25 protein-coding genes, 1 tRNA gene and 1 pseudogene are annotated in these 25103 nt (G+C 69.3%); 13 read left to right on the top strand and 14 right to left on the bottom strand.

Annotated elements, in window-relative coordinates:
- Positions 1-59: 59 nt before the first annotated feature.
- The 3 genes from ORV05_RS20595 to ORV05_RS20585 are packed head-to-tail and all read right to left on the bottom strand — an operon-like array spanning position 60 to position 2031.
- Positions 60-773 (bottom strand): alpha/beta hydrolase family protein, encoded by a 714-nt coding sequence (locus ORV05_RS20595; protein WP_268441362.1) that lies wholly within the window; start codon positions 771-773, stop codon positions 60-62.
- On the bottom strand, positions 761-1609 hold the full coding sequence (locus tag ORV05_RS20590) for an NmrA family NAD(P)-binding protein (protein ID WP_268441360.1): 849 nt from the start codon (positions 1607-1609) through the stop codon (positions 761-763). The genes ORV05_RS20595 and ORV05_RS20590 overlap by 13 nt, the downstream gene beginning before the upstream one ends.
- Positions 1606-2031, bottom strand: coding sequence for a nuclear transport factor 2 family protein (locus ORV05_RS20585; protein ID WP_268441357.1), 426 nt, complete (start codon positions 2029-2031; stop codon positions 1606-1608). The genes ORV05_RS20590 and ORV05_RS20585 overlap by 4 nt, the downstream gene beginning before the upstream one ends.
- An 86-nt stretch (positions 2032-2117) precedes the next feature.
- On the opposite strand from ORV05_RS20585, the gene ORV05_RS20580 reads away from it, so the two are divergent.
- Positions 2118-2732, top strand: a complete 615-nt coding sequence (locus ORV05_RS20580) for a TetR/AcrR family transcriptional regulator (protein WP_268441354.1) — start codon at positions 2118-2120, stop codon at positions 2730-2732.
- Between the two features lie 639 nt (positions 2733-3371).
- Here the strand turns inward: ORV05_RS20580 and ORV05_RS20575 are convergent.
- Together ORV05_RS20575 and ORV05_RS20570 are read right to left on the bottom strand one after the other, a co-directional pair.
- Positions 3372-3539 (bottom strand): hypothetical protein, encoded by a 168-nt coding sequence (locus tag ORV05_RS20575; RefSeq protein WP_268441352.1) that lies wholly within the window; start codon positions 3537-3539, stop codon positions 3372-3374.
- Positions 3540-3624: 85 nt separating this feature from the next.
- Positions 3625-3698: transfer RNA gene (locus ORV05_RS20570), tRNA-Leu, on the bottom strand.
- Positions 3699-3894: 196 nt separating this feature from the next.
- On the opposite strand from ORV05_RS20570, the gene ORV05_RS20565 reads away from it, so the two are divergent.
- From ORV05_RS20565 to ORV05_RS20540, 6 genes are all read left to right on the top strand, one after another.
- The gene (locus ORV05_RS20565; protein WP_268441351.1) at positions 3895-4512 is read left to right on the top strand and encodes an ANTAR domain-containing response regulator; all 618 of its coding nucleotides are present in this window, start codon (positions 3895-3897) and stop codon (positions 4510-4512) included.
- Between the two features lie 237 nt (positions 4513-4749).
- The gene (locus ORV05_RS20560; RefSeq protein ID WP_268441349.1) at positions 4750-5952 is read left to right on the top strand and encodes a branched-chain amino acid ABC transporter substrate-binding protein; all 1203 of its coding nucleotides are present in this window, start codon (positions 4750-4752) and stop codon (positions 5950-5952) included.
- 88 nt (positions 5953-6040) lie between these two features.
- On the top strand, positions 6041-7039 hold the full coding sequence (locus ORV05_RS20555) for a branched-chain amino acid ABC transporter permease (RefSeq protein ID WP_407652789.1): 999 nt from the start codon (positions 6041-6043) through the stop codon (positions 7037-7039).
- Positions 7036-8124, top strand: coding sequence for a branched-chain amino acid ABC transporter permease (locus ORV05_RS20550; RefSeq protein ID WP_268441345.1), 1089 nt, complete (start codon positions 7036-7038; stop codon positions 8122-8124). The genes ORV05_RS20555 and ORV05_RS20550 overlap by 4 nt, the downstream gene beginning before the upstream one ends.
- Positions 8121-9026 carry an ABC transporter ATP-binding protein gene (locus ORV05_RS20545; RefSeq protein ID WP_268441342.1) on the top strand — a complete coding sequence of 302 codons (906 nt, stop codon included), beginning with the start codon at positions 8121-8123 and terminating at the stop codon, positions 9024-9026. Before ORV05_RS20550 ends, ORV05_RS20545 begins: the two co-directional genes overlap by 4 nt.
- Positions 9013-9726 carry an ABC transporter ATP-binding protein gene (locus ORV05_RS20540; protein WP_268441340.1) on the top strand — a complete coding sequence of 238 codons (714 nt, stop codon included), beginning with the start codon at positions 9013-9015 and terminating at the stop codon, positions 9724-9726. Before ORV05_RS20545 ends, ORV05_RS20540 begins: the two co-directional genes overlap by 14 nt.
- Positions 9727-10036: 310 nt before the next feature.
- On the opposite strand, the gene ORV05_RS20535 is transcribed toward ORV05_RS20540, so the two are convergent.
- Positions 10037-10474, bottom strand: a complete 438-nt coding sequence (locus ORV05_RS20535) for a hotdog fold thioesterase (RefSeq protein WP_144591530.1) — start codon at positions 10472-10474, stop codon at positions 10037-10039.
- Between the two features lie 62 nt (positions 10475-10536).
- Here ORV05_RS20535 and polA point away from each other — a divergent pair, with 62 nt between their 5' ends.
- The 4 genes from polA to ORV05_RS20515 all read left to right on the top strand — a co-directional run bounded on the left by polA (position 10537) and on the right by ORV05_RS20515 (position 14906).
- Positions 10537-13272 (top strand): DNA polymerase I, encoded by a 2736-nt coding sequence (polA, locus tag ORV05_RS20530; protein WP_268441338.1) that lies wholly within the window; start codon positions 10537-10539, stop codon positions 13270-13272.
- A 78-nt stretch (positions 13273-13350) separates the two neighbouring features.
- Positions 13351-13704, top strand: a complete 354-nt coding sequence (locus ORV05_RS20525) for a helix-turn-helix transcriptional regulator (protein ID WP_268759838.1) — start codon at positions 13351-13353, stop codon at positions 13702-13704.
- A 61-nt stretch (positions 13705-13765) separates the two neighbouring features.
- Complete coding sequence (locus tag ORV05_RS20520; protein WP_268441336.1) at positions 13766-14209, top strand: VOC family protein; 444 nt, start codon at positions 13766-13768, stop codon at positions 14207-14209.
- An 82-nt stretch (positions 14210-14291) separates the two neighbouring features.
- Positions 14292-14906, top strand: coding sequence for a Rossmann-fold NAD(P)-binding domain-containing protein (locus tag ORV05_RS20515; RefSeq protein WP_268441334.1), 615 nt, complete (start codon positions 14292-14294; stop codon positions 14904-14906).
- An 11-nt stretch (positions 14907-14917) separates the two neighbouring features.
- On the opposite strand, the gene ORV05_RS20510 is transcribed toward ORV05_RS20515, so the two are convergent.
- From ORV05_RS20510 to ORV05_RS20485, 6 genes are all read right to left on the bottom strand, one after another.
- On the bottom strand, positions 14918-15505 hold the full coding sequence (locus ORV05_RS20510; protein WP_268441332.1) for a TetR/AcrR family transcriptional regulator: 588 nt from the start codon (positions 15503-15505) through the stop codon (positions 14918-14920).
- Positions 15502-17382 carry a YhgE/Pip family protein gene (locus ORV05_RS20505; protein WP_268441330.1) on the bottom strand — a complete coding sequence of 627 codons (1881 nt, stop codon included), beginning with the start codon at positions 17380-17382 and terminating at the stop codon, positions 15502-15504. Before ORV05_RS20505 ends, ORV05_RS20510 begins: the two co-directional genes overlap by 4 nt.
- On the bottom strand, positions 17379-18005 hold the full coding sequence (locus ORV05_RS20500) for a P-loop NTPase family protein (protein WP_268441328.1): 627 nt from the start codon (positions 18003-18005) through the stop codon (positions 17379-17381). The genes ORV05_RS20505 and ORV05_RS20500 overlap by 4 nt, the downstream gene beginning before the upstream one ends.
- A gap of 137 nt (positions 18006-18142) precedes the next feature.
- The gene (locus ORV05_RS20495) at positions 18143-19366 is read right to left on the bottom strand and encodes an IS110 family RNA-guided transposase (RefSeq protein ID WP_268759824.1); all 1224 of its coding nucleotides are present in this window, start codon (positions 19364-19366) and stop codon (positions 18143-18145) included.
- A 286-nt stretch (positions 19367-19652) separates the two neighbouring features.
- On the bottom strand, positions 19653-20585 hold the full coding sequence (locus ORV05_RS20490; protein WP_268441325.1) for a GNAT family N-acetyltransferase: 933 nt from the start codon (positions 20583-20585) through the stop codon (positions 19653-19655).
- Positions 20582-21448, bottom strand: coding sequence for a class I SAM-dependent methyltransferase (locus ORV05_RS20485; protein ID WP_268441323.1), 867 nt, complete (start codon positions 21446-21448; stop codon positions 20582-20584). Before ORV05_RS20485 ends, ORV05_RS20490 begins: the two co-directional genes overlap by 4 nt.
- Positions 21449-21721: 273 nt before the next feature.
- Here ORV05_RS20485 and rpsA point away from each other — a divergent pair, with 273 nt between their 5' ends.
- Entirely contained in the window at positions 21722-23221 is a 1500-nt protein-coding gene (rpsA, locus tag ORV05_RS20480; protein WP_144587288.1) for a 30S ribosomal protein S1, read from the top strand.
- 247 nt (positions 23222-23468) lie between these two features.
- Here the strand turns inward: rpsA and ORV05_RS20475 are convergent, their stop codons facing one another.
- Together ORV05_RS20475 and ORV05_RS20470 are read right to left on the bottom strand one after the other, a co-directional pair.
- Positions 23469-23786, bottom strand: a complete 318-nt coding sequence (locus tag ORV05_RS20475; protein ID WP_268759837.1) for a TetR-like C-terminal domain-containing protein — start codon at positions 23784-23786, stop codon at positions 23469-23471.
- A gap of 172 nt (positions 23787-23958) precedes the next feature.
- A pseudogene (locus tag ORV05_RS20470) lies at positions 23959-24093 on the bottom strand (TetR/AcrR family transcriptional regulator); the annotation flags it as partial.
- Positions 24094-24203: 110 nt separating this feature from the next.
- Between ORV05_RS20470 and folP the strand changes: the two are divergent.
- Positions 24204-25070, top strand: a complete 867-nt coding sequence (gene folP, locus ORV05_RS20465) for a dihydropteroate synthase (RefSeq protein ID WP_268759836.1) — start codon at positions 24204-24206, stop codon at positions 25068-25070.
- Positions 25071-25103: the final 33 nt, after the last annotated feature.

Genomic DNA, 25103 nt, shown 5'->3' with positions numbered 1-25103 from the left:
CGCACGGTCGGGCTCTGCGCACGGGCGTCGGCGATGATCTGGTCCAGTTCCCCGTCGTCCTAGGCTGCCGCGCGAGGCGCCAGGTAGCCGCCGAGACTGACGCCGAGCAGCGCGATGCGGGCGGGGTCGACGCCCGGGTGCTGGGTGAGGAAATCCAGGACGGGGCCGACGACGTTCTCCCAGTCCCGCCGAAAGACCAGCCCGTTCCGGTGGATGGCCGCGGGCGGCCCGGGGCCGTCGAAGGTCAGGACGTGGTAGCCGCGTTCCTGTCCGCCGACGGCGCCGAAGAAGTGCAGCTCTTCGGCGGCGCCGTCGAATCCGTTGTGCATCACCAGCGTCGGCTTCAGGCCCTCGCCTGCCGCCCGATAGAAGTAGCCGTGCAATACGGCGTCCTCATAGGGGATCTCCACGGGAGTGATACCCGGGAGGTGGGCGATGGCATCACGGAAGCAGGCGACACCGCGTTGGTAGGCGTGGTCGATGCGCGGGTCGTGGGGGTTGCCATGCAGGAAGAACTCGGCCGCCCGGTAGTAGGTGGAGGCCCGCAGCAGCCCGTCCCGCGCGCTGACGGGGTGGCTTGCACGGGCTTCGGCCTCCAGACGCTTGGCGGTGGACAGCCAGGCGTCGTGCCAGCCGTCATAGTCGCCGGAGGTGATCTGGGAGGCGGTTGCGACGACTTCACCGACGTCCGAACCACCGTAGACGGCAAGGCCGAGATTACGCAGGGTCTCGAACCAGAACTGCTGATCGTCCTGGAACATCAGCTGCTGCATCGCACCTCCCTCTCCAGGAGGGCCTGGAAGGTGCGCGGGGGCCGACCGGTGAGGCGCTGGACGGTGTCGGTGATGCGGTCCTCCGCCCCTTCAGCGATGGCACGGTCCAGGCCGGCCAGTATCGCGGCGAACTCCACCGGCATCTGCGTCGTGAGGCGATCGCGCATCTGCTCGTAGCACAGACGGCGGTGGACCACGGGACGACCGGTGACCTCGGTGACGATCGCGGCGATGTCGTCGTAGCTGAGTGCCTCCGGTCCGGTGAGGACGAGATCGGTGTTGGGGGCTTGCTCGCCGGTCAGAGCGCGGACGGCCACGGCCGCGATGTCCTCGGCGTCGACGAAGCCGACCCGGCCGCTTTCGGTGGCGGACCAGATGATGCCCTCGTCGCGGATGCTGAGAGCGTGCGCGTGCGCGCCGGTGAAGTTCTGCATGAACCACGAGGGCCGCAGTACCGCCCATTGTTCGAACAGATCGGGCAGGGCTTGATGCACCCTTCCCACCGCCGGGCCGCCCTCGGAGATGGCCGAGGAGCTCAGCAGCACCGCGCGGTGCACGCCGGCAATGCGGGCCTGATAGAGGAACGGCAGCATGGTCGTCGCGGGGTCGGAGTCGCCCACGGGCGGTATGAGGTAGACGCGGTCGACGCCGTCGAGGGCGGCCGTGTGGGTGGCGGGGTCGTACCAGTCGAAGGGGACCGGCTCGGTGCCGGCGACCGGGGTGGCCCGGCGGCTGGCGGCTTTGACGCGCTGACCCGCGGCCGTCAGCTGTGCGGCGGTGCGGCTTCCGGTGGTGCCGGTGGCGCCGATGACCAGTGTGGTGCCGGTGGTGGTCATCGGCTGCTCCCGGTGAAGTCGGTGCCGGGCTGCTGGACGGTGAGGGGGTTCCAGTAGTCGCGGTAGGAGGTGATGTGTCCGTCTCGAACGGTCACGACGGCGATGTAGGTCATGTCGAAGGGAGCGCCGCTCTCCACCAGGCGGCCGACGCCGCGCATCTCGACCACGATGGTCTGTGGATCGGTGGTCTGGTGGATCCGCAGGTCGGGGAAGTCGTGCAGGTCGATGTGGTCGGGGTAGTGGCGCATGTAGGCGGAGATGGCCTCCTTGCCCTCCAGACGCCGGGGCCAGCCGTCGGGGGCGAAGGGGAACTCTGCAACTCCGTCCTCGGCCCACAGGGCGACCCACGCGGGAATGTCCTTGTCGAGCAGCAGTCGCAGGCTGTGGCGGTACAGATCCGCCGGGGCGGTCGGTGCGGACATGGGTATCCTCCAAATCAGAGAAGCCGGACCCTGGGTCCGTTTCGACGATACGGACCCGGGGTCCGTTTTGCAAGTGAAGGAGCGGCATGCCCGAACGCCAGTCGTCTCGCAAGGACGCCATCCGCAACCGGGAGGCCGTGCTCGCGGCCGCCGACGCACTCTTCACCCGCCGCGAGAGTCCCGAGGACGTCACCATGGCCGACGTCGCGGCTGCGGCCGGCGTCGGCAAGGGCACGCTCTTCCGGGCCTTCGGCGATCGCGCCGGGTTGCTCCGCGCGCTGTACGAGGCACGGCTCGAACCGATCAGGAAGGCCATCGAGACCGGCCCGCCACCCCTGGGGCCCGCGACCCCACCGCGGGATCGCGTACCCGCCCTGCTCGATGCCGTCCTGTGCTTCAAACTCGACAACCGGCGCCTCGCGCTGGCCCTGGAGGAAGGCGGGGCCAGCAGCAGCCCGTACCGGGCGGAGCACTACGAGCGGTGGCACAGCCTGCTCCGAGCCGTACTGGAGCAGATCCCCGGCCTGACCGACAGCGACTTCACCGCCCACGCCCTTCTCGCCGCCACACGAGCCGACCTCGTCGAGCACCTGGCCGGCGAAGAGCGCGTTCCGCGGGAAAGAATGAGGACACGTTTGGCGAACTTCGTCACCAGAGTCCTGGCCTCCGGCCCACTGCAAGGGTTGACCGCCGGGGAGTGAGGGTCGGGCGAGTCCTTGATCAGCGGGGTCGAAATCCTCCCAGCGCTGCCCGTGACACCCACCGGCAAAGTCGAAAAGTTCCGCCTCCAGGAAAACCCGTTCACCGAAGGCACGCACGAGTTCCGACCGCCACCCGCTCGCGTTGCCGCGAGCCCAATCGCGAACATGGCGACGTTCATGTCCAATTTAATGACATCTTTCACGCTCACCTGCAAAGGTGCCGATGTATTCACGCGAAGGGTCGGTCACGAAATTCGGATTGCGCCGGACAAAGATAACATGGTCCTTCCCGTCGTTTTCCGGCCAAGATAAATGTGCGCTCCTGACATTGAGCGGATGGTGGGCCACCAGGACGCCACGCAGGGTGCATCGAAACCGCCTCACGCCCGCATCACGACCGTGACACAAGCGCTTCAACAGCGCTTCCAACCACGAAAAGAAGCGATAAAAAAGGGTTCCGACCTGCTGAGATGCGTCAGCGGGGGAAACATGAGCAGGGGGGCGACGTCGAGGGCCGCGGGTCCTCGCGGGCTGAGCCGAGGGATTTCTTTGCTGATTTTCGCCGTTGCCCGCGGATCGGGCGATGAGTATGAGTGCGCGCGGCACCGCGCCGCCGCACCCGGAGCAAGTCGACAACCGTCAACGTCGGGACGTGCCGAGCGTCGCGTGCGCCTGCAGAAGCATGCCGCCGACCTGATGCGTAAGCAGAGCAACCTGCTCGGTCAGGCTGAGAATGCCGACCCAGCCGATCCCCGCACTCAGGGGCTGAGGGAGCGATACAACGCGCTCGCCGAACTCGATCACCACGACGCGCAGGCGCCATCGACGGCCACCGCCGATGATCGGGGACTCCGGCGAAACCGCAGGTCAACGCTAGTGTGATTGCTGCGTGTGCCCCCGGTGAGATTCGAACTCACACTGGACGGGTTTTGAATCCGTTGCCTCTGCCAGTTGGGCTACGGGGGCGCTGGGGGCAGACTCTACGCGCACGGGCATGCGGGCCGGGCACCGGGGGTAGCCCTGCGTGACGAAGGTTTACACCGGATGGACGGTTTACACCACGTGGTGAACGCCATCTCACGAACTGGATCGTTCCGGGTAGGCTCGGATCGCGGCGAAACGCCGCGAATTCCCATTCCGTCGAGCACGCAGGAGGACCCCGGTGACCGAAGTGGCTGCCGAGGCCAACGGTGTCGCCACCGAGCCGCAGCGTCGGGTGCTCGTCGCCGAAGACGAAGCACTGATCCGGCTTGACCTCGTCGAGATGTTGCGCGAAGAGGGATACCAGGTGGTGGGCGAGGCAGGCGACGGCGAAGAGGCCATCAAGCTCGCTGCCGAACTCAAACCGGACCTGGTGATCCTGGACGTCAAGATGCCCAAGCTGGACGGCATCGAGGCGGCGGCGAAGATCACCGGCGACCGTATCGCACCCGTTGTCATACTCACCGCCTTCAGTCAGCGCGACCTTGTCGAACGCGCCCGCGACGCCGGCACCATGGCCTACCTGGTCAAGCCGTTCGCCAAGCGTGACCTGGTCCCGGCCATCGAGCTGGCGATCAGCCGGTTCGCCGAGCTGCAGGCGCTGGAGGCGGAGGTGGCCGGCCTGACCGACCGCCTGGAGACCCGCAAGGTCATCGACCGGGCCAAGGGCCTGCTGATGACCCACCAGGGGCTGTCCGAGCCGGACGCGTTCCGCTGGATCCAGCGCACCGCCATGGACCGGCGCACCACCATGAAGGCCGTCGCGCAGGCGGTGGTGGAAAGCATCGGCCAGCGCTGATCCATAACTCGCTCGGACGAGCGGAAGTCACTGATTGCTACCACCCGGCTGTTGTATTCCAACAGTCGGGTGTAAATCGTGAATGAACAATAGGTGCCACCGTCACGATGTGGAAACAACCCTGGGGTGACGCTGGGCAGCCCTCTGTCGGAACGCTACGGTCAGCGGCCAAGTCAGGTCCCCCGAAAAGGGGGAGGGCCGCCAACCCCGCGGCCACACCGGCATTGGGAGGAACGAGTGTCAAGAGCACGGCTCACCGGAGTCATCGCGCTGGCCGCGGCGGCCTCGCTTGCGCTGGGCGCATGCGCGGCGCGTGACCAGGGAAGCTCGTCGGGTACCAACACCGGCTCGGCGGCGGCGCCCTCGCAGGCCGCCGACGCGGCCAACCCCGCGGGCGACGGCAAGGCCGTCTGTTCCGGCGTGTCGCTGGCGTACGCGGGCACCATCAACGGTGCGAGCGCCGCACTGGGGCAGAACATCCTTCGGGGTGCTGATCTTGCCGTCAAGCAGCACAACAAGGCCAACCCGAACTGCCAGGTGACGCTCAAGCAGTTCGACACCGAGGGCAAGCCCGACAAGGCCCCCGGCATCGTCACCCAGGTCATCGCCGAGGCGGACATCATCGGCGTCGTGGGCCTGCCCTTCTCGGGCGAGTCGAAGGCCGCGGGCAACCTGTTCAACCAGGCCGGCCTGGTCAGCATCTCGCCGTCGGCCACGAACCCGGGCCTGGCCAACAACGGCTGGAAGACCTTCTTCCGCGGCATGGGCAACGACGCCGTGCAGGGTCCCGCCGCCGCGAAGTTCCTGACCGACACGCTCAAGGCGGGCAAGGTCTGCGTGGTCGAGGACGACTCCGACTACGGCATGGGCCTGGCCAGCCAGGTGACCCAGGCGCTGGGCGCCAAGGCCACCTGCAGCGACAAGGTCAAGACCGGCCAGACCGACTTCTCCGCGGTGGTCAACAAGATCTCCTCGGCCGGCGTCGACGCGATCTTCTACGCGGGCTACTACCCCGAGGCGGGCCCGTTCGCCCAGCAGCTCAGCGACAAGGGCGTGACCGCGAAGTTCGTCGGACCGGACGGCGTCAAGGACAACGAGTTCATCAAGGGTGCGGGCTCGGCCTCGGCCAACGCCTACTTCACCTGCCCGTGCGTCCCTGAGGACAACTTCAAGGACTTCACGGCCGCCTTCAAGCAGATCGAGGGCGCGGACCCGGGCACCTACTCGCCCGAGGGCTACGACGTCACCACGGTCATGCTGAAGGGCATCGACTCCGGCATCAAGGACCGGGCCGGCCTGCTCAACTTCGTCAAGAACTACAACGGCCAGGGCCTGACCAAGAAGTTCCACTGGAACGACAAGGGCGAGCTGTCCGACACGCCCGTGTGGAGCTACAAAGTCGAAAACGGCAAGATCGTGAACAACGGCCAGATCAGCTGAGCCTCCTGACCGTCCCGGGCATGCATGCGGCCGATCGCCGCATGCATGCCCGCTCCGTACCCGGGAATAGAGTGAACCCTTGAACCCCGTGCTGACCACTTCCCTGGTGCAGGCCGACAGCTGGATCCAATTCGATGTCCACGGCCTGGGCCAGCAGTTCTGGAACAACACCGTCGACGGCCTCGCCCAAGGCGGTATCTACGCGTTGATCGCGCTGGGCTACACCCTCGTCTACGGTGTGCTCAAACTGATCAACTTCGCCCATTCCGAAGTGTTCGTGGTGGGCGCCTTCGCCACCTGGGGCACCTTCTACCTGCTCGGTTTCCGTTCCGGTGCCACACCGGACCTGTCGCTGGTGGAGATCATCCTTTTCCTCGCGATAGCGGGTATCGCCTCGATGGCCGCTTCCGGCGGGGTCGCGGTGCTCCTGGAACGAGTGGCCTACAAGCCGCTGCGGGACCGCAACGCCCCCCGCCTGGTCTTCCTGATCACCGCGATCGGCGCCTCGTTCGCCATCCAGCAGGCGCTGATGCTGATCTTCGGCAAGAACCAGCAGCCGCAGATCCGGCTCCTCCAGCCGCAGAAGATGTTCGAAATCTTCGGGGCCGCGGTGACGAACATCCAGATCATCCTGTTCGTCGCGGCCATCCTCCTGTGGTTCGTCGCGGACTACTTCGTCAACCGGACCCGCCTGGGCCGCGGCATCCGCGCGGTGGCGCAGGATCCGGACACGGCCACCCTGATGGGCGTGAACAAGGAACGGGTCATCGTGGTGACGTTCCTCGCCGGTGGCCTGCTGGCCGGTGCGGCGGCGCTGTTCTACATGATGAAGATCCCGCAGGGCGCCATCTACAACGGCGGTTTCGTGCTCGGCATCAAGGCGTTCACCGCGGCCGTGCTCGGCGGCATCGGCAACCTGCGCGGCGCCCTGCTGGGCGGGCTGGTGCTCGGCCTGGTGGAGAACTACGGCCAGTCCCTGTTCGGCGGGGAATGGAAGGACGTCGTCGCCTTCGTGGTGCTGGTCGTCGTGCTGATGTTCCGGCCGACCGGTCTCCTCGGCGAGTCGCTCGGGAAGGCACGAGTATGACCAACATCCGTGAATGGTGGAGCAATCTCTCCCGTCCGGCGCAGTGGGCGGTGCTGATCCCGATCGCGGTGCTGATCTACGCGCTGCCGGTGCTCAACCCGCCGTTGATCTCCACCGCTCCTGGTACCGACTTCCCGACCGCGATGTTCGACGTCGCGCGCTTCGCGCTGGTCGCGGTCGGCCTGAACGTGGTGGTCGGCCAGGCCGGTCTGCTCGACCTGGGCTATGTCGGGTTCTTCGCTGTCGGCGCGTACGTGACGGCGTTGTTCACCAGCCCGAACTCCTCGCTGCACAGGCTGCCGTTCCTGTGGACGCTGCCGCTGGCGATGGCGGTCACGATGATCTTCGGCATCATCCTGGGCACGCCGACGCTGCGCCTGCGCGGTGACTACCTCGCCATCGTCACCCTCGGCTTCGGTGAGATCATCCGGCTGCTGGCCGACAACGTCACCCCGCTGCGCGGCCAGTCCGGTTTCGAACGGGTCGGCACCAACGCGGCAGGCCAGCCGTTCTTCGCCGATGCGACGCAGTGGTACTGGTTCACGGTCACCGTCATCATCGCGGTGCTGCTGCTGGTCGGGAACCTGGAACGATCCCGCGTCGGGCGCGCCTGGGTGGCCATCCGCGAGGACGAGGATGTCGCCGAGATCATGGGCGTGGCCACCTACAAGTTCAAGATCTGGGCGTTCGTCATCGGCGCCGCGATCGGCGGGCTGTCCGGAGGCATCTACGCGGGCACCTACGCGTTCGTCAACAACCAGTCCTTCGACGTGGTCACCTCGATGCTGTTCCTCGCCGCCGTGGTCCTCGGCGGCGCGGGCAACAAGGCCGGCGTAATGCTCGGCGCGGCCGTGGTGTCCTACCTGCCGGCGCGGTTCTCGCAGATCGCCGAGTGGAAATACCTGATCTTCGGCGTCGCGCTGATCATCCTGATGATCTTCCGCCCGCAGGGCCTGCTCGGCGCCCGCCAGCACCTGCTGGCCAAGGGGCGCATGGCCTACCGGCGCCTGCTCGGGCGCGGTGACCAGGTCAGCGGAGAGAGCGCCCTCGCGCCCGAGCCCGAGCCGACGGGGGTCCAGGAATGACGGAACTCAACGAGGAAGGCGGCATCGTCGCCGAGGTCGCGCACATGACCCCGGAGCAGCGTGCCGAGCACGAGGCCGAGGTCGCCGAGGTGGTCGCGCCCGATCGCGAGATCGAGGTCGAGGTCGGCGAGACGCTGCTGGAGATGCGGGACGTGACCCTGCGCTTCGGCGGCCTGACCGCACTGGACGGGGTTTCCTTCGGCATCCGCCGCGGCGAGATCCTCGGGCTGATCGGGCCCAACGGTGCCGGGAAGACCACCTGCTTCAACGCGATGACCGGCGTGTACCGGCCCACCTCGGGGCAGGTGCTGCTGGAGGGCAAGCCGCTGGCCAAGGCCTCGCGGCACAAGATCACCCAGCTCGGGGTGGCGCGGACCTTCCAGAACATCCGTCTGTTCGACGAGATGACGGCGCTGGAGAACGTGGTCGTGGGCGCGGACGCCCGGCACAAGACGAGCGTCATCGGCGCACTCCTGCGCCTGCCCCGGCACCACCAAGAGGAACGCCAGGCGGTGGAGCGCGCGATGGCGCTGCTGGAGTTCGTGGGCATCGCCGACCGGGCCGCGGACAAGGCGAAGAACCTGCCCTACGGCTACCAGCGGCGCCTGGAGATCGCGCGGGCGCTGGCCACCGAGCCGAAACTGCTGTGCCTGGACGAGCCCGCCGCCGGTTTCAACCCGGCGGAAAAGGAAGAGCTCATGGCGCTGATCCGCAAGATCCGCGCCGACGGCTACACGGTGCTGCTGATCGAACATGACATGAAACTGGTCATGGGGGTCACCGACCGCATCGTGGTGCTGGAGTTCGGGAAGAAGATCGCCGACGGGCTGCCCGCCGAGATCCGGGAGAACCCCGCGGTGATCGCGGCCTACTTGGGAGTGCCTGACGATGACGCTGCTTGAGCTTGCCGGGGTTTCCGTGCACTACGGCCGGATCCAGGCGGTGTCGGAGCTGTCGATCACGGTCGAGGAGGGCGAGATCGTCGCCCTGATCGGCGCCAACGGTGCCGGGAAGTCGACCACGATGCGGGCGATCTCCGGCATCCGGCCGGTCTCGGCGGGCCGGGTCGTCTTCGACGGCGAGGACATCACGCGCCTGCGGGGCGACCTGCGGGTGGTGCGGGGCATCTCCCAGGTGCCGGAGGGCCGCGGGGTGTTCCCGGGCATGACGGTCGCGGAGAACCTCGACATGGGCGCCTACGCCCGTAAGGACCGCAAGAACCTGCAGGAGGACCTGGACCGGGTCTTCGAGCTGTTCCCGCGCCTGCTGGAACGTCGCACGCAGGCGGGCGGGACGCTGTCGGGCGGGGAGCAGCAGATGCTGGCGATCGGGCGGGCACTGATGGCCAAGCCGAAGCTGCTGCTGCTGGACGAGCCGTCGATGGGGCTGGCGCCCCAGTTCATCCAGCAGATCTTCCGCATCATCACCGAGATCAACCGGCAGGGCACCACGGTGCTGCTGGTCGAGCAGAACGCGCAGCAGGCGCTCTCCCGCGCCCACCGCGCCTACGTGCTCGAAACGGGCCGGATCACCCGGACCGGCACCGGCCGTGAACTGCTCGCCGACACCTCCGTCAAGGAGGCCTACCTGGGCGTCGCCTGACCCCGCCCCGGACACGAACAGGGCCGTGAGGGATCCCCCTCACGGCCCTGTTCGTGGGGTGTGCCCTCAAGGTGGCCTTGAGGGCGTTTATGACTCTGAAGGCGACCTTCAGGGCATCGCGCCCCGGCCCCAGCCTGGGACTCACCCGGCTGAGTGTGGGACACGGGCGCACCAGCGTGGGACACAAGCGCCGGAGGGTGGGACTCGCCCGGCGGAAGGGGCGCCGCGCACCGCCGAGCCGACCGGATTTTGCCGGGACCCTGGCCGTATCGACCGTGAGGGGCTCCGCGGGAAAGCGCAGCCCCGCGGTTCAGGCGCGCGGGCGGTCGCGGACGATGCAGCTCAGGCGTGCGGTGCAGGTGCGGCGGCCCGCGTCGTCGGTCAGGACGATCTCGGCGGTGATGGTGCCGCGGCCGACGTGCACCGGGACGGCGGTACCGGTGACCATCCCCTCGCGCACACCGCGGTGGTGGGTGCAGGACAGTTCGAAGCCCAGGGTGATCTTGTCGGGGCCCGCGTTGAGCGCGGCCAGCATGGAGCCGAGCGATTCGGCCAGCACCGCGTTGGCGCCGCCGTGCAGCAGACCGTAGGGCTGGCGGTTGCCGTCCACCGGCATCGTGGCGACCACCCGCTCGGCGCTCGCCTCGACGAGTGTGAGGCCGATCTTGGCGTCGAGCTGCTGGTCAGCGGCAGCCAGGTCGATCCCCGCGAACTGGGCGAGGACCTCTTCTGACACGTGTTCGGTCACGCATGGCTCCTAATCCGATACGACAGGCAAAGCTGTCAGACCCTCACCCTAGACTCGCTGTCGTGAGCCCCAGCGAGAACCAATCCGTAGCGAACGCCACAGCGACCTTGGCCACCGCCGAGCAGGCGCGGCTGCTGCTGATCGACGGCCATTCGATGGCCTACCGCGCCTTCTTCGCCGTCCCCGCGGACCGGTTCCGTACCTCGACCGGGCAGGTCACCAACGCGGTCTTCGGGTTCACCTCGATGCTGATCAACCTGCTGCGCGACGAGCAGCCCACCCATCTCGCGGTGGCCTTCGACGTGTCGCGCCAGACCTTCCGCTCCGAGACCTACGCCGACTACAAGGCCACCCGCTCGGCTACTCCGGACGACTTCAAGGGCCAGGTCGACCTGGTCAAGGAGGTGCTGGGGGTGCTCGGCATCCCGGTGCTGGTCAAGGAGGGCTACGAGGCCGACGACATCATCGCCACGCTCGCCACGCAGGCGGTGGCCGAGGACTACCGGGTCCTCATCTGCACCGGCGACCGGGACGCCCTGCAGCTGGTCAACGATTCGGTCACCGTGCTGTACCCGCGCAAGGGCGTGTCCGACCTGGTCCGCTACGACCCGGCCGCGGTGGCGGAGAAGTACGGCCTGAGCCCCGAGCAGTACCCGGATTTCGCGGCCCTGCGCGGCGACCCCTCGGACAACCTGCCCGGCATTCCCGGGGTGGGGGAGAAGACCGCGACGAAGTGGATCCAGCAGTTCGGCTCGCTGGCCACCCTCATCGACCGGGTCGACGAGGTCAAGGGCAAGGTCGGTGACGCGCTGCGGGCCCATGTGGACGCGGTGCTGCTCAACCGGCACCTGACCGAACTGGTGCGCGACGTGCCGCTGGAGGCCGTGCCGGACGATCTGGCGCTGCGCCCGTGGGACCGGGACGCCGTGCACCGGCTGTTCGACGAGCTGGAGTTCCGCGTCCTGCGGGATCGCCTGTTCGCGACGCTGCAGAGCGCCGAGCCCGAGGCCGAGGAGGGCTTCGAGGTCTCCGGTGACGCGGTGCCCACCGGCGGGCTGACCGCGTGGCTGGCCGAGCACAGCGAAAGCGGCAGGCCGTTCGGCCTGTCCTTCCGCACCACGGGCTCGTCGGTGGCCGCGGACGTGCGTTCGATCGCGCTGGCCGCCCCGGACGGACAGGGCGCCTACCTCGATCCGTCCACGATGGACGAGGCGGACGAGAAGGCGCTCGCGGCCTGGCTGGCCGACCCGCAGGTAGCCAAGGCCGGGCACGCGCTGAAGCCCGCGCTGCACGCGGTGCTCCTGCGCGGCTGGTCCTTCGCCGGGCTGGCCATGGACACCGCGCTGGCGGCCTACCTGGTGCGCCCCGGCCAGCGGTCGTTCGAACTGGACGACCTCGTGCTGCGCTACCTGCAGCGTGAGCTGCGTTCCGATGGCGCCGAGGGCGACGGTCAGCTGTCGCTGCTCGACGCCGGGGACGGGGACCAGAAGCTCGTGCAGTCCGAGCTCGTCCGCGCCCGTGCGGTGGCCGAACTCGCCGGTTCGCTCACCGCCGAGCTCGGCAAGATCGGTGGCACCCGCCTGCTCGAGGAGATCGAGCTGCCCCTGCTCGAGGTGATCACCGAGCTCGAAGCAGCCGGGGTGGCCGTCGACATCGAGCAGCTCACCGAACTGGAGTCGCACTACGCGGCCCGCGTGCGGCAGGCCGAAGAGAACGCTTTCCAGGTCATCGGCAAGCAGATCAACCTCGGCTCGCCGAAGCAGCTGCAGGTGGTGCTGTTCGACGAGCTCGCCATGCCGAAGACCAAGCGCACCAAGACCGGCTACACCACCGACGCCGACGCCCTGCAGACGCTGTTCGAGAAGACCGAGCACCCGTTCCTGCAGCACCTGCTGGAGCACCGCGACGCCAGCCGTCTGCGCTCCACTGTGGAGGGTCTGATCAAGGCGATCGCCGACGACGGCCGGATCCACACCACTCTGCACCAGACCATCGCCGCCACCGGCCGGTTGTCCTCCGTGGACCCGAACCTGCAGAACATCCCGATCCGCACCGAGGAGGGCCGCCGGATCCGGGACGCCTTCGTGGTGGGCACCGGTTACGCCGAGCTGATGACGGCGGACTACAGCCAGATCGAGATGCGGATCATGGCGCACCTGTCCGGGGACGAGGCCCTGATCGAGGCCTTCCAGTCCGGGTTCGACTTCCACGCGGCCACCGCGGCGAAGGTGTTCGCGGTCGAGCCCGGGGAGGTCACCGGGGCGCAGCGGGCGAAGATCAAGGCGATGAACTACGGGCTGGCCTACGGCCTTTCCGCCTACGGGCTGTCCCAGCAGCTGCGGATCTCCACCGAGGAGGCCAAGACGCTGATGGACGACTACTTCGCCCGCTTCGGCGGGGTCCGCGACTACCTGCAGAGTGTGGTGGTGGAGGCCGGGAAGGTCGGTTACACCGAAACCATCTTCGGCCGCCGCCGTTACCTGCCCGACCTCAACAGCGACAACCGCCAGCGCCGCGAGATGGCCGAGCGGATGGCGCTCAACGCCCCGATCCAGGGCAGTGCCGCCGACATCATCAAGGTGGCGATGCTCAACGTGCACCGGGCACTGCGGCAGGAGGGCCTGGGCACCAGGCTGCTGCTGCAGGTCCACGACGAACTGGTGCTCGAGGTGGCCGAGGGGGAGCACGAGGCGGTGGAAGCGCTGGTGCGCAAGGAGATGGGCGCGGCGTGTGCACTGGCGGTGCCGCTGGAGGTCTCGGTCGGCTCCGGCCGGTCGTGGAACGATGCGGCGCACTAAGGAGGACGCGTGAGCGCGGTGCGGGTGCCCGCGGTGCCTGCTGCCGCCATCCCGCATCTGCGCCGAGCCAAGGACCACATGGACGCGCGTTTCGCCGAACCGCTCGACCTCGACCGGCTCGCCGCGGTGGCGGGCTGGTCGAGGTTCCACTTCGGCCGGTCCTTCGCCGCGCTCTACGGCGAGTCGCCCAAGGCCTACCTGACGCGCCGTCGCCTCGAGCGGGCGCAGGACCTGCTGCGTTCGGCCAACCTCACGGTGACCGAGATCTGCCTCGCGGTCGGGTTCACCAGCCTCGGCACCTTCAGCCGCCGGTTCACCGAGCTGGTGGGCGAGTCGCCTTCGGACTACCGGGCCCGGATGCGGGCGCAGGGCGCCCCTGCCGTGCCCGGATGTTTCCTCATGATGTGGACCCGGCCCAGCACATTCGGATAAGCGGTCCGGGCCGCCCGGGGCCTAGATTTTCGGCGTACCCACTGAGACGAGGGAGAACGCCATGAGCAGGGCAGGTATCACCGCACTTTCGCACACAACCGTGTACGTGCTCGACCAGGATGCGGCGAAGGAGTTCTACACCGGGAGACTCGGTTTCGAGGTGCGCGACGACCTGCGCATCGGGGACTTCCGCTGGCTGACGGTGGGCCCGGAGGGGCAGCCGGAGGTCACCCTGATCCTGATGAAGCCGGGGCCGCCCCAGCACGACCCGGAGACCGAGAAGCAGATCCGCGACCTGGTCGCGAAGGGGGCGCTGACCTCCGTGGTGTGGGCGACCGGCGACTGCCGTGCGACCTACGAGGAACTCCGGTCCCGCGGGGTGACCTTCCTGCAGGAGCCCGCCGAACGTCCCTACGGGGTCGAGGCCATGTTCCGGGACGACTCCGGGAACTGGTTCAGCCTCACCGAACGGCACGAGATGGATCTGGCCAAGCCCTGGGGCTGAACGGTGTGAACGGGGTGTTTCGGGGACGAAACACCCCGGCTGGCCTCCTGCCAATGACCTGATGGCGAGGTAGCGTGGGGGCATGACCGGCAGGAAAGCGCTGATCCTCGCGGGCACCGGAATGCTGGCTTCAGTGGCGCAAGCCCTGGTACGGGACGGGTGGACGGTGGTGCTGCCGTGCCGGCGCTACCACCCGATCGCGGTCCCCGAACCGAGACAGGGGCTGGCGGCACGTGCCGCGCTTCGCCCGCCGGGTCACCGGATCACCGGCGACGGTTCCGGCGGCCGGGCGATCTGGGTCGAGGCGCACTGGGACCAGCCCCGTGAGCTGGCCGAGAAGGCCGGTTCGGTGCTCGGCGGCCCGGCGGATCTCCTGGTCGCCTGGGTGCACGAGGAGTTCCGGGGCCCGGTGCTCGCTCAGGTGACCCGGCTACTGGCGCCGGGATGCCCGGTGGTGGAGGTGCGCGGCACGACCGGTGCGGCCGCGGTGCCCGCCGAACTGAGCGACCCGCGTCCCGCGCTGGATCAGCACCCGACCCAGCTGGTGCTGATCGGGTCGGTCTCGGAACACGGCGGGGACCGGCCGCTGTCCCACAGCGAGATCGCCGGCGGCGTGCTGGGGGCCGTCCGCCGTGCCGTCGACGGGCGGCCACCCTCACTGCACCGGATCGGGCAGACGCGTCCTCTGGTCCGCTGAGCGGCACCGCCTCAGCCAGGACGCCCGGCGACGCCGCGGACCAGGTACATCACCGAATCCCGGATGTCGGAGCGTTCGCGCTGCGGCTGGAAGACCTGCCAGTCCAGCGCCACCACGAGCAGGGTGCCGAACAGCCCGGCGGCCGCGGTGGGGATCTGCACGCCCTCCGGCAGCCGTCCGGCGTCGTCGATGCGCTGGAGCTGCTGTTTCACGATGGAGATGACCTCCTCCCGCAGCAGTGTCAGCGTTTCGTGCCACTGCCCGGGAGTCCGCCACAGCTCGCTGACGAGGATCTGGGAAAAGCCCCGGTACTCCACGACGAAGGTCAGCGCGGTGTCCACCATGGACTCCAGCGCCAGTACCGGGTCCGGCTCGTCCACGTGCCTGCGCAGCCCGTCGGCCAGCTGCCCGACCCCGTACCGCAGCAGCGCGTCGATCAGGCCGTCCTTGCTGCGGAAGTTGTAGTACACCGTGCCCTTGGCGACCCCGGCCTCGGCGGCGATGTCGTCGACGGTGAGCCCGACCAGGCCACGCGTGCCCGCGAGCCGCAGCGTCGCTTCGAACAGCCGTTGCTTCGTCGTCTCGGCGCGGGAGGTCACAGGCTCAGCTCCGGTTGCAGGGCCGACACCGTCCACACGCGACGTTTGCGGGCGGCCAGTGTGGACACCGCGATCGCGCCGGCCAGGTAGGCGCACAGTACGCCGACGTCGAGCAGGCTCTGCAGCGACGCCCCGGTGTAGAACAGGTGCCTCAGCCCGTCGACCACATAGCCCATCGGCAGCACGACGTGCAGCGGGTACAGCACGTCGGGCAGGGTCTGCCACGGAAAGGTGCCGCCCGCGCTGACCAGCTGCAGCACCAGCAGAACCAGGCCGAGGAACTTGCCGACCGCGCCGAACAGCGCGTTGAGCGCGTGCACGATCGCGGTGAAGGTGAGCGAGGCGAGGATCGCGAACCCGATCGCGGCCACCGGGTGCGCGACGTGGATGCCGACCAGCCAGGTCACCGCGCCGAACAGCACCAGCACCTGGGCGGTGCCCAGCAGCGCCGAGGCCAGCCAGCCGCCGACGGCCACGCGCAGCGGGGCGGTCCCGGCGGCCAGTGCCCGGGTGGACAGCGGCCGCAGCAGCAGGAACAGCACGAACGCACCGATCCAGGTGGCGAGCGAGATGAAGAACGGGGCGAGCCCGGCGCCGTAGGTGCCCGCGTTGGCGACCCCGGCGGACTGGACGGCCACCGGGTCGGCGATGGTGTCGGCGGTCGCGGTGCGGGTCGGGTCGTTCGGGTTCGGGATCTCGCGCAGCCCGGCGTTGAGCCCGTCGCGGAGCTGGGCGGCCCCGGTGGCCAGCTGGCTCGCGCCGGTCACCGCGCTCTTCTCCCCGTCGTCGAGTTTCGCCGCGCCTGCGGAGAGCGCGTTCGCCCCGTCGGAAGCCTGCGCGATGCCGCCCGACAGCGAGGGCGCGGCCGCGGCGAGGGCGGCCGTCCCGGTGGCGACCTGCCGCGAGCCGTCGGCGAGCTGGTTGACCTGGCCCGCGGTCTGCTGGATGCGGTTGTCCGCGTTGTCCAGTGGCGCGCGGAGTTGTCCGAGGGCGCCCAGGACCTGCTGCACCTGGGCGTCGGTGAACCCGTCGTCGTGCAACTGCTGCGTGAGCTGGTTGTTGGCGCTGTCCAGGTTGCGGCGCAGGTCCGCGGAGCTGCTCGCGAGGACGTTCGCGGCGGCCGCGAGCTGGGCGTTGCCCGCGGCGACCTGGGCGGCGCCGTCGGAGAGCCGCCGGGTGTCCTGCGGCAGGCTCGCCGTGCCCGCCTTCAGCGTGGCCAGGCCCGAGGACAGCTGGGTGCTGCCGGTGGCCAGCTGTGCGGAGCCGTCGGCGAGCTGCCGCTGGCCGTTGAGGAGCTGGCCCGCGCCGTCGGCGAGCTTGCTCGCGCCGTTGGCCGCCTCCTGCGTCTTGCCGTAGATGGTGGAAAAGCCCATCAGGAACCGGTTCGCCGCCTCGGCCCCCACCTTCTCCGCGATCGTGGTGCGGATCTGCTGGGCGACCTGGTTGGCGATCGTGTGGGACAGGTAGTTGTTGGCGTCGTTGGTGGTCAGCCGGATGGTGGCCTGCTGGGGGTTGAAGTTCCCGGTGGAGAGCAGGGCGGTGGAGAAGTCCGCGGGGATGGTGATCGCGAACGAGTAGGTGCCGTCCCGCACGCCTTGCTGCGCCTGGTCCGCACTCACCTCGTGCCAGCCGAACGTCCCGGACTTGACCACCTCGTCGGTCACCTCCCGGCCGACGTTGCGGCCGCCGCTGCCGGCGTCCTCGTTGACGATCGCCGCGGGCAGCTTGCTCAGCCTGCCGTAGGGGTCGTAGTTCGCGTAGAGGTAGAACGAGGCGTAGAGCAGGGGCACCAGGACCAGCGCGGCGACCGCGAGTTTGGGCAGCTTGCCCGCGGTGAGCCGGCGCAGCTCGTTGGCGGCGATCCGGAGGCTGGTCACTGCTGGTCTCCTTCGTGGCCGAGACGGGTAGGGGCGGCGGGCAGGGTGTCCGCGGCGGCGGTCGCGGTCAGCACGACCACGGCCAGGCCGCCTTCGGCCAGCTCCCTGGCCGGTTCCGCCCAGGTGGCGACGTCGCTGGTGTGGCGGTCCGGGGTGTCGAGGACGAGCATCCGCACCCCGCGGCGCTGCGCCGCGAGCGTGCTGAGCAGGCGGATGCGCAGCGAGGGCGGCAGCGTGTCGAAGCGGGCGTTCGCCAGTCCCGCGACGTCGTGCGCGGCGAGCCAGCGGGCCACGTCGGCCTTGCGGGCGGGCTGCCCGCCGAGGGCGAGTTCCTCCCCGGCCACGACCCGCAGCGGCAGCGCCCCGTCCGGCTCACTGATCCCGGGCGCGTCCACGACCGCGGTGACCCGGCGCAGTGCGGCGGCGCCAGGACTGCCATCGAGGCTCACCAGGCCCGTCGTGGGCCGCATCCGGCCGGTCAGCGCCAGGCCGAAGGCCGTGACACCGGCACCGGGCTCGCCGTGCACGAATCTGAGCTCGCCGTCCTCGACGGTCAGCGATGTCGGTGGCAGCACCGTGCCGTGGTGGCCCTGCACGGTGACCCGGTCGGCTCGCACCAGCACCCCGCACCCCCCTGAATTTGAACTGACTGGTCAGTGCAAAAGATAGCGCGTGCTTGATCCACTCGCAATCCGGGGCGCCGCCGTGAAGGTCCCTTCACAGCCGATTCGACCGTGAAGACATCCCTGGGTTTTGTTTGTCAAGCGGCGGTCTGCTCGTGTTGGTGGTGTGTCCAGGCGGTGGTTTCGTTGTAGGGGGTGTGGGTTTTGAGGCATCCGTGGAGGATGCCCACGAGTCGGTTGGCGAGTTGGCGTAGGGCGGCGTAGTGGGTGAGGCCGCGGGTGCGGAGTTGGTCGTAGTAGGTGCGGGCTCCGGGGGAGGCTTTCAACGCTGACTGGGCTTGGCGCATCAGGGCGTCGATGAGGCGGTCGTTGCGGACGTAGCGGGCCCGTACGGTGGTTTTGCGGCCGGAGGCGATGGTCAGGGGGCTGGTGCCGGCGTAGTTCTTACGGGCCTTGGCGTGGCGGTAGCGGTCGGGGTCGTCGCCGAACTCGGAGAGCACCCTGGCGCCGAGGATCTGTCCGAGACCGGGCTGGGACAGGTAGATCTCGGCGTCAGGGTGCCTCCCAAAATGGGTCTTCACCTCGCCCTCCAGCTCACTGATCTCGCTGGTCAGGGTCGTGATCACCGAGATCAGCGAGCGGGTGACCGCCGCGGAAGCGGCGGTCAGGACCGGGCCACGCCCCAGATGCTGGGCGCGTAGCGCCGCCCGGATCGCCTCGGCCTTGCCCGTGACGTCACGACGGCCCGCCCTGCTCAGCGCACTGGTGATCTGCGCGCGGGACAGCCTGGCCGCCCGCGCGGGATCCGGGGCTTTGGCCAGCAAGGCCAGCGCCTCGGGCGCCCCCAGGTCGGCAAACGCTTCGAGCGCGGCCGGGAAATACTCCCGCAACACCGCCTGCAACCGCAGCAGATGCCGGGTCCTGTCCCAGATCAGGGACTGATGCGCCCGGGCCAGCTGCTGCACCCCCTCGGCCAGGTCACTGTCCCCGGCAACCTCACGCAACTGGTGCCCGTCAGTGCGCACCAGATCCGCCAGCACATGCGCATCCCCGGCGTCGCTTTTCGCACCCGACACCCCCAACCGCTCCCGCGAACGCGCCGCCTGCCGCGGATTGACCGCGAACACCCGATACCCCGCCGCGACCAGCGCCGCCACCCACGGCCCCCGATCGGTCTCGATCCCGATCAACACCTGGTCCGGCTCGGCATCGGCGGGCAACCACCGCGCCAGCAACTCATGCAGCCGCGCTACCCCCTGCACTCCTTCCGGCAACCGGGCCCTGACCAGCCGCCGCCCGGACGCATCCTGGATCTCCACATCATGGTGATCACACGCCCAGTCATCACCCACGAACAACACCACGCCCTCAACCCTCCAACCACCAGTCCGTATCGAACGAGTCACCGGCAGCCACGTGGAAGAAGATCAACGGCCTAATGGTCAAGTGCTCACACCACACAGGTCGGCACGACATCCCTTCAGTGATCAACCTCTTCCACCACCAGCAGGGGCACGGTCTTCACGAAGATCTCAACAAACCCGGGACCCACAAGTGCTCACCCACCAGCAGCCACCACATCCGAGCCTGCCAAACCAGCCCGAACACACCCCATTAGGGACCCTTCACGGCTCGCCGCAGCCGCGGTCAGCGCAGCGCGGAGGCGGGCTGGACCTCCCAGTAGGTCCAGAGTGGACGGTAGCCCTGGCGGGGCCAGAACACCGAGGACAGCGGGTTCGTCGGGTTGTAGTAGAGATAGGTCCCCGTCGCGCCCCGCTGGTGGAAGTGGTGGTGCACCGCCGCCATCAGCGCCTGCCCGACGCCGCGCCCGCGGAATTCGGGCCGCGTCGCCACGGTGTTGACATACCCCCAGCGGCCGGGCGGCAGCAGCTCGGCCGCCCAGGAACCGGGCGTCGACTCGATCCAGCCGCAGTCGGCGATCGCCACGGCCACGCCGTCGCATTCGGCGAGCCAGATCGGTGCGCCCGCGGCGAGGTTCCGCTTGAGCTGCGGCGTGACCAGGCCGCTCGCCCCCGGCCGGGCGCGGTGCGTGACCAGGGCGGTGTAGTCGAAGGTCAGCGCGACCAGCGCCAGCACCTCCTCGAAATCCTCCGGCCCGGCCTGCCGGAGCGTCAGCCCGGACGGCGGCGACGACGGCGGTGGCGGTGGGGGAGGAGCCTTGCGCAGGGCCAGCACGGAGATCGGGACCATGCCGTGGGCGAGGAAGGCCCGGACGGCGGGCGCGTCCCGGCTGGGCCAGGTCACGGTGCACGCGGAGTCGGCGCCCGGCGACTCCGCGTCCATCCGGTGCCGCCAGGCGCGCAGCAGTGCGTCCATGCCCTCGGTGCCGGTCTCACCGGGGAACGGGAAGAGCTGCCACACCCTTTCCGCGGACCACAACAGGTCGAGCGCGCCGGGGTCGTGGTGGTGGGTCTGCAGAACGGCGGCCACCCGGCCGCCCCGCGCGGTGGCCGCCACCAGTGTCTCCCCCTCCGGCACGCCGGCCGGGGCCGGCAGCACCGGATCGGCCGCGGCGAACCGCGCCTGCTGCGCGGCGAGGAGTCCGGCGGCGATGGTCACCGATCGTCCCGCCGGGTGGAGAAGATCGCCGTGCCGGGGAACAGCTTGCCCCGCAAGGGGCTCCACTGCCCCCAGACGCGGGTGTGCCCCTCGGGCCACTCCGGTTCGACCAGGTCTTCGAGGAGGAAACCGGTCTTCGTCAGCGCCCGGACGTAGTCACCGATGGTGCGGTGGTATTCGACGTAGGTGGCCCGGCCCTCCGCGTCGACCTCCGTGTAGGGCGTGCGGTCGAAGTACGGCTGGGTGGCGGTCAGCCCGTTGGGCCCCGGATCGTCGGGGAAGATCCACCGCATCGGGTGGGTCACCGAGAACACCCAGCGGGCGCCCGGCCGCAGCACGCGGTGCAGTTCGTGGAAGACGGCCTCGACGGAGGCGACGAACGGGATCGCCCCGAACGCCGAGCAGGCCGCGTCCATGCTGCCGGTCGCCAGGGGCAGCTCTTCGGCCGTCGCCTGCACGAGGGGAACAGCGGGCCCGGTGCGGGCGTTGCCCTCTCTCGCATGAGCCAGCATTCCCCAGGAGAGATCCACCGCCACCGGGTGCGCCCCGGAGCGCGCGAGCCAGCGCGAGCAGGCGGCCTGGCCGCAGCCGATCTCCACGACCCGCAGCCCCCGCACGTCGCCCAGCAGGGCGGCGTCGGCTTCCCGCAGGCCTTCGGGGCACCAGACGAAGTCGGCGTCGCCGAGGAACTGCCCGTGGGTGGCCTGGTAATCGTCGGCATCGGCGTCCCACCAGGCCAGGTTGGCCGCGGTGGCTTCACGCCTGCCCACCGGCCGGTGGGCGATGCCCACCGTGCCCAGTCTGAGCTCGGCGGAGACATGCCGGTCCTGCGATCCGTCCTGCGATCCGTCCTGCACTGTCACGGTCGTATTGTTCCGCAGGCCGGTGCCGGGTTTCCGACCGGCGACCCTGATTGTGTCCCCGGGTGGCACGCGCGTACGATATCTCTAGCGCAGTGGGTTTCGCGCTACCTTCAGCTCGGTGGAGTTGCGCCGGGTGCGGGGTCGCGCACTCTTCGGTGGGACGCTCGCGGCCGTTCTTTGGGAACGAAAGCTCGGTTCTGCCGTTACCTTCCCGCCACGCGCAACAAACTGCACACCCCCTGAATCCAAGCCGTTACCGGAGCAACCCACCTAATGACCACCGACACCACCACCGTCCCGACGGCCGATGCTCAGGCCCAGCAGGTCGCCATCAACGACATCGGGTCGGAGGAAGACTTCCTCGCCGCGATCGACAAGACGATCAAGTACTTCAACGACGGCGATATCGTTGAGGGCACCATCGTCAAGGTCGACCGCGATGAGGTGCTGCTCGACATCGGGTACAAGACCGAGGGCGTGATCCCCTCGCGTGAACTGTCCATCAAGCACGATGTCGACCCCGGCGAGGTTGTCAGCGTCGGTGACGAGGTCGAGGCCCTGGTCCTCCAGAAGGAGGACAAGGAGGGCCGCCTGATCCTGTCCAAGAAGCGCGCCCAGTACGAGCGCGCCTGGGGCACGATCGAGGAGCTCAAGGAGAAGGACGAGCCGGTCCGCGGCACCGTCATCGAGGTCGTCAAGGGCGGCCTGATCCTGGACATCGGCCTGCGCGGCTTCCTGCCCGCCTCGCTGGTGGAGATGCGCCGCGTGCGCGACCTGCAGCCCTACGTGGGCCGCGAGCTCGAGGCCAAGATCATCGAGCTGGACAAGAACCGCAACAACGTGGTGCTGTCCCGCCGTGCCTACCTGGAGCAGACCCAGTCCGAGGTGCGCAGCGAGTTCCTCAACGCGCTGGCCAAGGGCCAGGTCCGCAAGGGTGTCGTCTCCTCCATCGTCAACTTCGGTGCGTTCGTGGACCTCGGCGGTGTCGACGGTCTGGTGCACGTGTCGGAGCTGTCCTGGAAGCACATCGACCACCCGAGCGAGGTCGTCGAGGTCGGCCAGGAGGTCACCGTCGAGGTGCTCGACGTGGACATGGACCGCGAGCGCGTGTCCCTGTCGCTGAAGGCCACCCAGGAAGACCCGTGGCGCCAGTTCGCCCGCACCCACGCGATCGGCCAGATCGTGCCGGGCAAGGTCACCAAGCTCGTTCCCTTCGGCGCGTTCGTCCGCGTCGAGGAGGGCATCGAGGGCCTGGTGCACATCTCCGAACTGGCCGAGCGCCACGTGGAGATCCCGGAGCAGGTCGTCCAGGTCGGTGGCGAGGTGATGGTCAAGGTCATCGACATCGACCTCGAGCGTCGCCGGATCTCGCTGTCGCTGAAGCAGGCGAACGAGGGTGTCACCCCCGACACCGAGTTCGACCCGACCCAGTACGGCATGGCGGCCGAGTACGACGAGCAGGGCAACTACATCTACCCCGAGGGCTTCGACCCCGACACTCAGGAGTGGCAGGAAGGCTTCGACAAGCAGCGTGAGGAGTGGGAGCGCCAGTACGCCGAGGCGCACGCTCGTTACGAGGCCCACATGCGGCAGGTCGCCAAGGCCGCCGAAGCCGACGCCGCCGCCGCGGCGGACGCCGCGACCGGTGTCGAGGGCGGCGAGCAGAGCAGCTACAGCTCCTCGCAGTCCGACGCGGGCCAGAAGAGCGGTGGCACCCTCGCCAGCGACGAGCAGCTCGCGGCTCTGCGCGAGAAGCTCTCCGGCGGTGCGTGATCCGCTAGCCTGACCGAACGGCCCCTGGTTCCCCGGAACCAGGGGCCGTTTCGCATCCGGCGTGTCCGACGTTCAGCGGGCGGGCGGCAAGGCGGTGTTTCAAAGCGGCGGGAGCCGCTTGCGGTGGGCTGTCAGCTTGCACCGGCGCGGGTTCTGACGTGGTTCCTCGCAAGAACAGCATCAGGTTCCGCTACCCGCACCGCCACGCAAACCACTGCCAAAACGGGCTCCAGGCTCCAGGGCTTTCTCAGGCGCGCAGGCCGGCGAGGATCGCGGTGATGCCGTCGCGGAAGATGCGGTCGTAGGAGTCGTCGCCGGGCTGGAGGAACCATCCGGGCGGTGGCGTACGGGCGCGATGGGTCAGCTCGAGGCTGATCAGGCCATGCATGGTGGTCCACACCAGATAGGCGCCCCGGGCGGCCGTGCCCGGCGGGACCGCCGGCCGGACGCGCCGGGCCAGCAGGTCGTAACTGGCGCACCGTGCCTGGAAGCGCAGATCCTTGTCGGGCTCGTAGCCGGGCACCGCGCGTTCGAACATGAACGCGTACCGGGCGGGGCTTTCCAGTGCGAACGCCCGATACGCGGCGCCGAAGGCGAGCAGGTCGGCGAGCGGATCGCCGGAGGGCGGGGGGGAGCTTCGCGAGCTCGTCCCGCAGCAGCTCGAACGTTCGCTCGTACAGGGCGTCCAGAACGCCGGTCCGGCCGCCGAAACGGGTGTAGACGCCGATCGCCGAACTGCCGGCGGCCTCGGCGAGCCCGCGAACCGTCAGGCCCGCGACGCCCTGTTCGAGCAGGACCGTGAGCGCGGCCTGCAGAAGCCGCTCTCGGCTGTGGAGCTCGGTGGGTGTGATATCGCCGTGCCGGGTGGCCATCCCGCACCCCCTTCGGGTCCTGCAGAGAACTTAGGGCATGAGGCCGCGCCGTGCCGCTCCGCCGCGCCAGGCATGATGGAGGCGTGACGAGGGAGCAGGCGGAAACGAGGCTGGTCGATCTGGAGTTCCGCGGGCGCCGCGTGCTCCGGGACCGGGCGCTGGTGATGGCGATCGTCAACCGCACCCCGGATTCCTTCTACGATCGCGGTGCTTCCTTCGACGACGTCAAGGCGCTGGCCGCGGTGGACCGGGTGGTCGCGGAGGGTGCCGACATCGTCGACGTGGGCGGCGTGAAGGCCGGCCCCGGCAGCGAGGTCACGGTGGCCGAGGAGATCCGCCGCGTGGTGCCGTTCGTGGCCGAGATCCGCGGCCGCCATCCGGGCATCGTGATCAGCGTCGACACCTGGCGGCACGAGGTTGGGCGCCTGGCCTGCGAGGCGGGGGCCGATCTGCTCAACGACACCTGGGCCGGGGCGGATCCGGAACTGGCGGAGGTGGCCGCGGAGTTCGGCGCGGGTTACGTCTGTTCGCACACCGGCGGCGCCGCGCCCCGCACCCGTCCCTTCCGGGTGCGCTATGACGATCTGCTGCCGCAGGTGGTGGAGGAGCTCACCCGCCGCGCCGAGGCCGTGGTGGCGCTGGGCGTGCCGCGGGCCGGGGTGCTGATCGATCCGACGCACGACTTCGGCAAGAACTCCTGGCACAGCCTGGCCCTGCTCCGGCACGCGGATGCGCTCGTGGCCACCGGCTGGCCCGTGCTGATGGCTCTGTCCAATAAGGATTTCATCGGGGAGACCCTCGGCGTCGCGCTGGAGGAGCGGCTCGACGGCACGCTCGCGGCCACCGCGCTCGCCGCCGCCGACGGGGCGAAGGTGTTCCGCGTGCACGAGGTCGAACAGACCCGGCGCGTGCTCGAAATGGTGGCCGCCATCCGCGGGGACCGGCCCCCCGCCCGCGCCATCCGCGGCCTCGCCTGAGCGCGCCCGGTACGGAAGCGGCCACGGCGGGTG

Origin of the sequence: Amycolatopsis cynarae, from assembly GCF_026802195.1 — a bacterium.
Classification (GTDB): Bacteria; Actinomycetota; Actinomycetes; order Mycobacteriales; family Pseudonocardiaceae; genus Amycolatopsis_E; species Amycolatopsis_E rhizosphaerae.
Note: the sequence above shows the minus strand (reverse complement) of the source record. Positions and strands in the feature narration are given on the sequence as shown.

Excerpts from the sequence above, each read along its gene's own strand:
- ORV05_RS20595 (WP_268441362.1), bottom strand. The coding sequence starts at position 773 with ATGCAGCAGCTGATGTTCCAGGACGATCAGCAGTTCTGGTTCGAGACC.
- ORV05_RS20590 (WP_268441360.1), bottom strand. The coding sequence starts at position 1,609 with ATGACCACCACCGGCACCACACTGGTCATCGGCGCCACCGGCACCACC.
- ORV05_RS20585 (WP_268441357.1), bottom strand. The coding sequence starts at position 2,031 with ATGTCCGCACCGACCGCCCCGGCGGATCTGTACCGCCACAGCCTGCGA.
- ORV05_RS20580 (WP_268441354.1), top strand. The coding sequence starts at position 2,118 with ATGCCCGAACGCCAGTCGTCTCGCAAGGACGCCATCCGCAACCGGGAG.
- ORV05_RS20550 (WP_268441345.1), top strand. The coding sequence starts at position 7,036 with ATGACCAACATCCGTGAATGGTGGAGCAATCTCTCCCGTCCGGCGCAG.
- ORV05_RS20545 (WP_268441342.1), top strand. The coding sequence starts at position 8,121 with ATGACGGAACTCAACGAGGAAGGCGGCATCGTCGCCGAGGTCGCGCAC.
- ORV05_RS20540 (WP_268441340.1), top strand. The coding sequence starts at position 9,013 with ATGACGCTGCTTGAGCTTGCCGGGGTTTCCGTGCACTACGGCCGGATC.
- ORV05_RS20525 (WP_268759838.1), top strand. The coding sequence starts at position 13,351 with ATGGACGCGCGTTTCGCCGAACCGCTCGACCTCGACCGGCTCGCCGCG.
- ORV05_RS20520 (WP_268441336.1), top strand. The coding sequence starts at position 13,766 with ATGAGCAGGGCAGGTATCACCGCACTTTCGCACACAACCGTGTACGTG.
- ORV05_RS20515 (WP_268441334.1), top strand. The coding sequence starts at position 14,292 with ATGACCGGCAGGAAAGCGCTGATCCTCGCGGGCACCGGAATGCTGGCT.
- rpsA (WP_144587288.1), top strand. The coding sequence starts at position 21,722 with ATGACCACCGACACCACCACCGTCCCGACGGCCGATGCTCAGGCCCAG.